Source organism: Nostoc linckia z4, assembly GCF_002608075.1.
GTDB classification, from domain to species: domain Bacteria; phylum Cyanobacteriota; class Cyanobacteriia; order Cyanobacteriales; family Nostocaceae; genus Nostoc; species Nostoc linckia.
The window spans coordinates 1-2,648 of sequence record NZ_LAHA01000129.1; the positions used below are offsets into that span (position 1 = coordinate 1).

1 protein-coding gene is annotated in these 2,648 nt (G+C 40.7%); it reads right to left on the bottom strand.

Going from position 1 to position 2,648, the window contains the following annotated elements:
- Window positions 1-151 precede the first annotated feature (151 nt).
- Window positions 152-1,915, bottom strand: a complete 1,764-nt coding sequence (locus VF06_RS38730; RefSeq protein ID WP_099072158.1) for a peroxidase family protein — start codon at window positions 1,913-1,915, stop codon at window positions 152-154.
- Between the last annotated feature and the right edge of the window lie 733 nt (window positions 1,916-2,648).

Consider the following 2,648-nt stretch of genomic DNA (forward strand, 5'->3'; position numbering starts at 1 on the left):
TGGGGAGATGGGGGAGACAAGGGAGACAAGGAGAGAAGTCTGAGCGGAGGTTTCCGACCATCAGAACTTCGGAGAGAAAGATTGCTACCTTGTCTACCTTGTCCTCTTCCCATGCCCCATGCCCCATGCCCCATGCCCCATACATGTTGATTTAGCCGACTTTTCTCCAAGGTTTAAAGCCGTTGCTGATGCCGAAGAAAGCAGGTGCGAGTTCGGGATGATGACGGCGGAGGATTGTTAGGAAGGTGTTGTTGTCAATCCAATCCAAGCCAAATTGAGTGTAAACTTCGGCTGTGTAGTCTTTGGTAAAAAAGCGATCGCTTTTTAATCTTCGAGATGCCATGAGAATAAATACGCGAAAAGCGGTATCACTAAAACCAAAACCTTCTGGCAAATCTTCTGCAAATAAACCCACCATTAAATCTACGCTGTCAATGTCGTTGTTATAAACTTCGCGTAGTTCTTTAACCCATTGTTTATTACTGGTAATTTCTTCAAAGGATTTGACTTTACCTCTACCCAATAATTCACGAAAACGGTTATAACGGGGAACGCCTCTTTCTCTATCCCGCAAAATATCAACAGCAGCTAAATCAAATGCTGGTGTGTCGTCTCCTAACAGTTCTCCTGATAATTGTCTTAAAAAGCGCGGATAGTTATGTAATCTCACAGCACCAGGATAAGAAGTTCCAAAAGAATAAAATAAATCTGGCATGGAAATTTCTTTTAATGTTCCACGGGTATTTTTACCAGTTATCTGAGAAAATTCTTTTTTGTGTAATAGTTTGCCGTTACTAACTGCGTGGAATTCTAAGTCATCTGGAATCAAAGGATGCATCCGATATACAGATACAAATTCTTGGGTGAGGTAATAGGGAGCGCTATGATGGTCGGTTGGTGAGCCAATAATTCCACTTAATAATTCGCTATCACCAACACGTCCCCAACGCTTTTTGAAATCTTCTCCCAGTAGTCCCCACCAGTTGGAATTCAAAGCGATGTCGGTTACAGGATGTGGCAGGATGGCAGGAGTCCATTCTACGGTGTGAATTTTAGCTGTCAAAGCTGCAATAATCAGGCGGGCATGGTCGAAGAGTTCGTTATCTGTCCACTCAGGATATATTTTCTTTAAGCGATCGCACACCGTATTATGTTCTTTAACAAATAGGGTATGCAACATACTTAAGCCCACCCACCAAGTACCTGCAAAGCCCACCTTGTCAATGCCGTTTTCTGGGTGAAATGGTAATAAGCCGTCTTCACCAATTAGCATTTTGCCATCAACATGAGAACGCAGTGCATCAATGGTTTGTTGATTACTGCCATAAATTTGTGAAGCATCCCACCAGTGAGTAACTTCATTAATAAAACTGGCGGGGTTGTTTGTATCTCCGGTACGGCTTTTGTCTTCTAGGGTTTTGTTGATTGTCATTGGCCCGTGTTCTGTTGACCAAGAATCGTCCTTTTCCACAGGAATTTCAAATTTCTTATCGCGCTGGTTCCCCCCGTGACTAAACCAATCATGTGTTTGAAATTGAATCCATGAAGCAGCGAGTAAATTCAAGATTGTGGCGGGTTGAAATTCATCTCGTGCTAATAAGACTCGGCTAACTGTGCGCGGATTTGGGGTGAGTAGGTTTTTTTCATCAAATTTGGCATCTTGCAACGGCACATTGCGCCCAAACCGAGTTCCAGCCATACCCATTTCTGGATGCTCAAGGTCATTGTAACTGCCATCTGCACTGCGAACTTTCAATTGGCGATCGCCCGTGATGGGAGCAGGCTTAGGTAATTTGTCACTATTCGGTAGTTGCGAAGTATCGTGGAGATTCTCTTTTCTCAGCTTTCCACGGAATTGCACTAATTTTAAAAGCCCAAAGAAAGTTGGCAATTTATGCCACGGAATTCCAAACATAATTCATCTCCTGGCAAATAATTTCAAATCTCGTCAACCCTAGACATCAAGGCTATTCAATCTTAAAAACTTCCTTGAATCTGCCTACAACAAAATAACAAAATTACTGAAAATGACCCATAAATTTCAGACTTCATTTATAAATAAAATCTTAAGCTTTTATATGCATTTAACTTATGTAATGCACAACCATTAATGGTGTGTTATGGCGTAAAAGTTGGTAAATTAATTGAACAATTACACCTGCAATTACGCCTAACACAACACCAGCGATGAGCCTCAGTAGCTATTAATCATCGCTCTTTCCATAATGGAAATTTAATATTTAATTTATAAATCGTCTCTACAATAGATGGTCGTGATAATAAATTCAGTACCCGATTACAAGCAGCAATCAAAACTTGCACCGAGTAACACAGTAATTTTAATCTGCGGTCAATCCTGCGCCCGATTTGCCTCGTCAACAGAGACGATCCCCACTAATGTGGTTAATTGAATGATGCAATATAATCTTTATTTTATCAACCGAATTCTAGTAACTTAACATCCAAAGTTAAGAGATATTTTGTAAATGTTTATAAAGTAAAAAAATGTTATTTTTGAACAAATTAAGTAGATAGTCATGATTAAATCTAAGATGTCATTGCGTTCGCGTAGCGTCTCGTAGAGAGCGAAGCGAAGCAATCGCAAAGTCTCTGGGATTGCTTCGCTTCGCTCGCAATGACAGAACATA